Origin of the sequence: Mesorhizobium sp. WSM1497, from assembly GCF_001672455.2 — a bacterium.
GTDB lineage: Bacteria > Pseudomonadota > Alphaproteobacteria > Rhizobiales > Rhizobiaceae > Mesorhizobium > Mesorhizobium ciceri.
Genome location: NZ_CP021070.1, coordinates 6,659,524 through 6,666,492, shown reverse-complemented (window position 1 = coordinate 6,666,492; position 6,969 = coordinate 6,659,524). Strand labels below are relative to the sequence as shown.

Below are 6,969 nucleotides of genomic sequence, written 5' to 3'. Positions count from 1 at the left end.
GATCTTTTCCTTGTCCTTCCGTACCTGTTTTCCGCCGGGGATGCGCCTCCTGCATCCGGTTCCGGCGACCTAAGTCTTTGCTACGATGTCCGCTGCCGCCGCCGGCAGGTGAACGTCGCCCATTATCCGTGGGAACCGGTGCCGGCCCATGGAAGCCAGTCCGCGTTGGGTATGTCAGGGCAATACAACACCGTCCGGCGAAAAGAGCGCCGGCGCGCCGTCTACCTGCCATGTCTAGTTACGCCAGTCCCCTACCGTATCGAAAAAGACAAACCAAAGCCGTCCGCGGACTTGATCCGCGTTGCAAATCCCGCCAATTTAAGCTGGCCGATTCAGGCTTAGGTTAAGAGCCAGAGCCCGTCCCTTTCGATAGATCGACACTACCGAAATCGCTGTGGATAGGGCAAGGCCACGTCTAACGGATTTTTAAGGAATCTGGTTAGTGGAGGCGGGTTCGAGTGGCATGCCCCGACGGCACATTTTAACAAAGCCATTGTGATTCAAACCCTTTTCCGGCGAATATGAAAAACCGGGCGCTGACAGAAATATTCTGAAATAATTCGCTTGACAGCGACTTCTCCCCGATCGGGCCAGTCCGGTGTGGACAAGCTGTGGATCACCATCTGTAAGTGTTTGAAAAATATAAGCTATTTCTGACAGCCAAGAATCATTAGGCCGGCGATTTTCAAGCGTGCCGATCAACAGCAGGCATGCATATGCCGGCAAACTATTCCCTATTGTGAAATCCGCATAAGACGCCGTTTCCGGACATTCTTTTTAAGTGCTTGCCGGCAAACGAAAAAACCCGGCACAAACGGCCGGGTTCGAAGAACGTCAGTCTAGGCAAGTAATGTCAGGCCGACAGTACCTTGACCCGCTGAGCCAGTCGCGACACCTTGCGGGACGCCGTGTTCTTGTGAATCACGCCCTTGGTTGCGGCGCGCATCAATTCCGGCTCCGCGATCTTGAAGGCAGCCTGTGCGGCAGCCTTGTCACCGGAGGCAAGCGCCTCTTCGACCTGGCGGATATAGGTGCGGACGCGCGAGCGACGGTTCTTGTTGATCGCTGCGCGGCGGACGATCTTGCGCGTTGCCTTTTTGGCCGAGGATGTATTGGCCATGATGCCTCTCTTCTGATCTGGTCGGCGCATGCGGGATGCCGCAGGGCGCAAAAAACAAACGGGCTGCCACGGGGCCGCCTCGGTTGGTGCGGCTTATAGTTCAGCTTTTCCGGCGCGTCAACGCTGCCTGGCCTTCTTTTTGGCGGCCAACAGCCATCTTCTTCCAAGCCAAGGGATTGGCGTCAGCGGTTGGTGAAATTCGGCTTCCGCTTCTCGGCAAAGGCCGCCATGCCTTCCTTCTGATCGTCCAGTGCAAACAGCGAGTGAAACAGCCGGCGCTCGAACCGCAATCCCTCGGCAAGCGTCGTCTCGAAGGCGCGGTTGACAGCTTCCTTTGCCATCATCACCGATGGCAGCGAGAAAGCGGCGATCTTGGCCGCGGCCTTCAGCGCCTCCTCGACAAGTTCGCCGGCAGGCACGACCCGCGACACCAGGCCAGAACGCTCGGCCTCGGCGGCATCCATCATCCGCCCGGTCAGGCACATGTCCATCGCCTTCGACTTGCCGACAAAGCGGGTCAGCCTTTGTGACCCGCCCATGCCTGGAATGACGCCGAGCGTGATCTCGGGCTGGCCGAACTTGGCCGTGTCGGCGGCGATGATGAAATCGCACATCATCGCCAGTTCGCAACCGCCGCCGAGTGCATAGCCCGCCACCGCCGCGATAATAGGCTTTCGCGCCCGCGTCAGTTCCTCCCAGCCGACGAAGAAGTCTTTGGCGTAGGCGTCCGCATAGGAGATGGACTGCATCTCCTTGATATCGGCGCCCGCCGCGAAAGCTTTTTCGGAACCGGTGATGACCATGGCGCCGATACCGGGATCGGCGCTGAACCCGTTCACGGCTGCCACCACCTCGGTCAGGATCTGGGAGTTCAGCGCATTGAGCGCCTGCAGCCTGTTCAGCGTGATCAGCCCGACCTTGCCGTGCGTCTCGGTGATGATCGTCTCATAGCTCATGGCTGCTTCTCCTTGCTTACGCTCGTCTAGAGCGGTTCATCGTTTCACGGAAACGCAGAACCGCTCCATCTCCTTGTCTTGACCAATTTCGGACGGAAAACCGCCCCCGCTTTTGCTGGAATTGCTCTGACTCATCGCTGACATATCCGGCAATAAAAGGTCGATCGGCCGCTCTGCACGACACGCTCGATGTGGCCGCCGCAACTGGGCTTGGAGCAGGCCTCGCCTTCGCGGTCGTAGACGGCGAAGGCGTGTTGGAAATAGCCCAGCGACCCATCGGTCTGCATATAGTCCCGCAGTGAGGAACCGCCGGCTGCGATCGCATCCGATATCACCGAACGAATGGCTTGCGCGAGGTGTTCGCTTTGGGCCTGGGCTTTCTTTCCGGGCCTGGCGATCGTGCCCGCCTCGCGCAGCGGCGACAGGCCCGCACGCCACAACGCCTCCGACACATAGATATTGCCGAGCCCGGCGATCAGCCTCTGGTCGAGAAGCGCTGCCTTCAGCGGTGATCTCCGCCCCTTCATCAATGAGGAAAGCAGCGCACCGTCCAATGTGTTGCCCGTAGGCTCGACGCCAAGTCCAGCCAGCATCGGATGAACGTCCGGCAGTCCTTCCGCAAACAACATGAAGCCGAAGCGGCGCGGATCATTGAAGATCACGCGCGATCGGGTACCGGCCGGAGACACGACATGGAAGACGACGTGGTCGTGATTGGAGCTCTTCGAGCGGTCGTGCCGGAAGATGCCGGGCATGTCGCTGCCATCGGACGTCTCGATGCGGAATGAGCCCGACATGCCGAGATGGCAGATCAGCGCGGGACCGCCTTCCAGGTCCATCGTCAGATACTTGGCCCGGCGGCCGAGTGCCGTGATCGTCTTGCCGGCCAGTCGCTGCGCGAATTTCTCGGGAAATGGAAAGCGCAGATCCGGTCGGCGCGCCTCGACGCGGGCGATGGTGGCGCCTTCCAGAACCGGCTGAAGTCCGCGCCGGACGGTTTCGACCTCCGGTAACTCAGGCATGATCGCCGATCGCCGCATAGAAAGAACTGCCGTAGCGTCCGGGCGCCAGCCCGAGATGCTCGGCCACGGTTTCGCCGATGTCGGCGAATGTCGTTCTCAGTCCGATGTCGCCGCTCTTGAGACCCGGTCCAGTGCCGATCACCGGAACCCGCTCGCGCGTGTGATCGGTCCCGGCCCAGGTAGGGTCGTTGCCGTGGTCGGCCGTCAGGATGAGAAGATCGCCCCGCCGCAGCCTCGCAAATGCCTCCGGCAGCCGCAGGTCGAAGGCCTCGAGCGCTGCAGCATAGCCCGCGACATCGCGGCGGTGACCGAATTCGGTGTCGAAGTCGACGAAATTGGCGAAGACGAGGTCACCGTCGCCGGCATCATCCATCGCACCCAGCGCTTCGTCGAACATCGCCATGTTGCCTGCCGCCTTGCGCACTTGCGAAATTCCGCGATGGGCGAAGATGTCGCCGATCTTGCCGACGGCGATGACACGGCTGCCACGCGCCGTCAGCCGGTCGAGCAGGGTCGGTTCCGGCGGGGGCACGGCGTAGTCATGACGGTTGTATGTCCGCTCGAAAGTGGCGGTGGTTTCGCCGACGAACGGCCGCGCGATCACCCGTCCGATCCTGAGCGGGTCAACCAGCCTGCGCACCACCTGGCAGAATTCATAAAGCCGATCGAGGCCGAAATGGACTTCATGCGCGGCGATTTGCAGGACCGAGTCGACCGACGTGTAGCAGATCGGCTTGCCGGTCCGGATGTGTTCCTCGCCGAAGCGCTCGATGATTTCGGTGCCCGGCGCATGGCAATTGCCGAGAATGCCCGGCACCTTGCCTTCGCGGATCATCGCCTCGGTCAGTTCGGCCGGAAAGGCGGGAACCGTATCCGGGAAATAGCCCCAGTCGAGGCGCACCGGCAGGCCGGCGATCTCCCAATGGCCCGACGGCGTGTCCTTGCCGCTCGAAACCTCCTGTGCGGCGCCGTGAAAGGCAGTTGGGAGCAGATCCGTCCCGCTGCTGGCAAAGCCCAGCCCCGTTGCGGTTTCGGCAGCCTTGCCAAGCCCGAGCGAGGCCATCTGGGGGACAAACAGCGGTCCACTGCGAAGCCCTTCGCGATCCGCGCGGCCCTCTGCACAGGCTTCTGCGATGTGCGCGAATGTGTTGGCGCCGGCGTCGCCGTAGCGGTCGGCGTCGGCCGCTCCACCGATGCCGAAGGAGTCCAGAACGAAGAGGAAAGCGCGTGCCATCGAGTTGTTGCCAGTTTGACCGACCAGACATAGGGTTCCGCGACTTCATTGGCAATTCGGAAACCAAACGGCAACGGCTTGGCGTGATAGTCTGGTGCATGTCGCCCAAAAGTGCGCAGCGGTTTTGGGATAACGACATGCACAAACAGAGATGCATGTCGCCCAAAAGTGCGCAGCGGTTTTGGGATAACGACATGCACAAACAGAGATGCATGTCGCCCAAAAGTGCGCAGCGGTTTTGGGCTGCGACATGCACAAATGCTCCGGGCATGGGCATGAATCGAGGACAACAGACCGTGGTTCCTGTCATGAGGGTTGCGCTGAAGACTTATGCCGCTCTCATGCTGGCGCAGGTCGCGCTCTGGTCCAATCCGGCGCATGCCGACTGGCGCGACGATATCGGCACGTTTCGCATCGGCATCGTTGCCGAGCCAGGCGCCGGCAACTCCGTTCCGGGGCTGGCACTGTTGACCGACGCCTACACCAAGGCCTTGGGCATGAAGGTCGAGTTTGTCGTTGCCCGCAACTATGCCGCGCTGATCGAGGCGCAGGCCAATGCCCGCATCGAATATGCGATCTATTCGGCCACTGCATATGCGACGGCCTCGCAGCGCTGCTTATGTATCGAACCGCTTGTGGCTCCGGTCGATTCAGACGGCGCGATCGGCATCCGCTCGGTTCTGCTGACGCGGGACGGCAAGCTTCCCGACCTTGCGGCGATGGACAGCCATCGTATCGCCATGGCGCCTTCTGACAGCGTCGGCGGTTCTCTCTTGCCATTGGCGGCGTTGGCGGCGGAAGGCCGCAAGATCGCGGAAGATGCACCGTTTCTGGTCCATGCCGATTCGGCCGCGGCGGCCGAGACGATGCTGGTCGACGGCAAAGCCGATGGCCTGTTCGGCTGGGTGGCGGCCGCTACCGACGGCCCGCGAGAACCGTCGGGCACGCAGGCCAGGTTGGAGGCGGTAGGGCTCTCGGTGACGGCGCTTCGGATCGTATGGACGTCGGGCCTGTTGAGATACGGCCCCCATGCGGTCCGCAGCGATCTCGACCCCGAAGCCAAGCGCCGGCTTGCCGTGTTCCTCACCAACCTCAAGTCGACGACGCCCGATATCTACGATCTCCTGGAATCGAAACATTCCGGCGGCTTCGCCACCGTGGCGCCAAAAGACTACGAGATGGCCGCTGCTATCGTGCGCTTCGTTTCGGACCGTGGGCCGCAGCAGTAGCTGGAGCGGCCTGCGCACGCCTGGCTGCCTCTGTTCAACAGTCGCTGCAAGGGATCGTCACGCTTCTGCGGGGGCGCAGAAAATAGGTTTCGCCCATGGTTATGTTGCTGAAAGCCGAGGTCAGCCCAAGCTTCTGTTGACTGCTCGCGCTCCACGCGATGACCGGCGTATAGCCGAGGTTGCTTTCGACGCGGATGAGAAAAGTGTTGGCGACTCTGAGCGACGCCGGGATCGTTGTCTCGGTGGTGGCGGCGGCGCCAGGGCTGGCGACGCCGGCTACCAATTTGCGTGACCACACCACCAGTGCCCTCGTCGCATCGGCCGAGACCTGGATTGCCGTGACGGTGATGGTCGGATTTGAGCGGTTGTAGGGCTGAAGGGTGACGCTGCCGATCTGCATGATGGCGTCGACATCTGCCTTGAGGACGCTTGTCTGCTGGGTGACGAGATCGGCCACCATGCTGCCGATACGGCTGACCTTCTTGCTGGTCTCGATGGCTTGCGACGCTTCCATTGTGAGGAAATACATGATCAGCAGAATTGGCATGATCAACGCGAATTCGACCGCCGCGATGCCACGACGATCGGACCAGAACAGACTTGTTTTCCGCCAAACTCCCGTAATCATAAGATGTGCCCCCGCACGCATCATGCCCATTGCCCTTTTCTTATACTGCTCGTGCATTCCGCTCAGTTGTCGAACGGTTCGTTCTGCCAGGTCACCGATGCGAAGTGCAGCGTCTTGTTGCCGCCCATCGATTTGGCCAGCAGGTCGGTCATGATCGGCCATTTGTAAAAGACCCGCAGCATGTTCCTCGACTCCGCCGCACCCGCTGTCACTGAAAAGGACTGGGTTGCGGTGCCTTTCGTCAATACGACATCGCCGTTCTGGATCTTGAAGCCGGCCGTGGCCGCATCGGCGAACGATGTATATTGGCGAAGATCCACCAGCAGTTGATTGGGACAATCCTGGGAAACGATGATCTGTAGTTTTGTGCAGATCATGTCCCGCAAGTTGGTTCCGGCGACGTCAACCGCCCTCAACTGGCCGGTGCGAAGCTTGCGCGCGACATCGTCGGTGATGTTGGCCATCACTTCCTGCGCGGCAAACGAGATGCAGCTTTCCAGAATGGCGAAGACAAGCAGCGCGAAGGGGACTGAAAGGATCGCGAATTCGATTGCCGTGGCGCCGCGCCGGTCACGAAGAAAGCGGGCGAAAAACCTTGGGCATCTCACTTTGTGGTCGCCTGCGCGGCCGTATCCCTTGCTCATGTCCGATCCTGCCGATCTCTATGCGGTCTCGGAAGGACCATTAACGCAAACCGATTGAGGTCCGGTTTGGATGATCGTTAAAGTCGGCGCAGGCCTCTTAACCGGCCAATAACCGCACCGGCAGCCGGTCACGCCA

At 60.9% G+C, this 6,969-nt stretch carries 7 protein-coding genes; 1 reads left to right on the top strand and 6 read right to left on the bottom strand.

What is annotated here, in order from left to right; all coding sequences use genetic code 11:
- Nucleotides 1-853: 853 nt before the first annotated feature.
- From rpsT to A9K65_RS32365, 4 genes are all read right to left on the bottom strand, one after another.
- Nucleotides 854-1,120, bottom strand: a complete 267-nt coding sequence (gene rpsT / locus A9K65_RS32380) for a 30S ribosomal protein S20 (protein WP_013533694.1) — start codon at nt 1,118-1,120, stop codon at nt 854-856.
- Between the two features lie 182 nt (nt 1,121-1,302).
- On the bottom strand, nt 1,303-2,076 hold the full coding sequence (locus tag A9K65_RS32375; protein ID WP_064995713.1) for an enoyl-CoA hydratase: 774 nt from the start codon (nt 2,074-2,076) through the stop codon (nt 1,303-1,305).
- Between the two features lie 131 nt (nt 2,077-2,207).
- Nucleotides 2,208-3,098, bottom strand: a complete 891-nt coding sequence (gene mutM, locus A9K65_RS32370; protein WP_064995783.1) for a bifunctional DNA-formamidopyrimidine glycosylase/DNA-(apurinic or apyrimidinic site) lyase — start codon at nt 3,096-3,098, stop codon at nt 2,208-2,210.
- Entirely contained in the window at nt 3,091-4,332 is a 1,242-nt protein-coding gene (locus tag A9K65_RS32365; RefSeq protein ID WP_064995712.1) for a phosphopentomutase, read from the bottom strand. The genes mutM and A9K65_RS32365 overlap by 8 nt, the downstream gene beginning before the upstream one ends.
- Nucleotides 4,333-4,640: 308 nt before the next feature.
- Here A9K65_RS32365 and A9K65_RS32360 point away from each other — a divergent pair, with 308 nt between their 5' ends.
- On the top strand, nt 4,641-5,561 hold the full coding sequence (locus tag A9K65_RS32360) for a PhnD/SsuA/transferrin family substrate-binding protein (RefSeq protein WP_064995711.1): 921 nt from the start codon (nt 4,641-4,643) through the stop codon (nt 5,559-5,561).
- Nucleotides 5,562-5,595: 34 nt separating this feature from the next.
- Here A9K65_RS32360 and A9K65_RS32355 read toward each other — a convergent pair whose 3' ends face one another.
- Nucleotides 5,596-6,351 (bottom strand): TadE/TadG family type IV pilus assembly protein, encoded by a 756-nt coding sequence (locus A9K65_RS32355; protein WP_348629582.1) that lies wholly within the window; start codon nt 6,349-6,351, stop codon nt 5,596-5,598.
- Nucleotides 6,252-6,833, bottom strand: coding sequence for a TadE/TadG family type IV pilus assembly protein (locus A9K65_RS32350; RefSeq protein ID WP_063169998.1), 582 nt, complete (start codon nt 6,831-6,833; stop codon nt 6,252-6,254). Before A9K65_RS32350 ends, A9K65_RS32355 begins: the two co-directional genes overlap by 100 nt.
- Nucleotides 6,834-6,969: the final 136 nt, after the last annotated feature.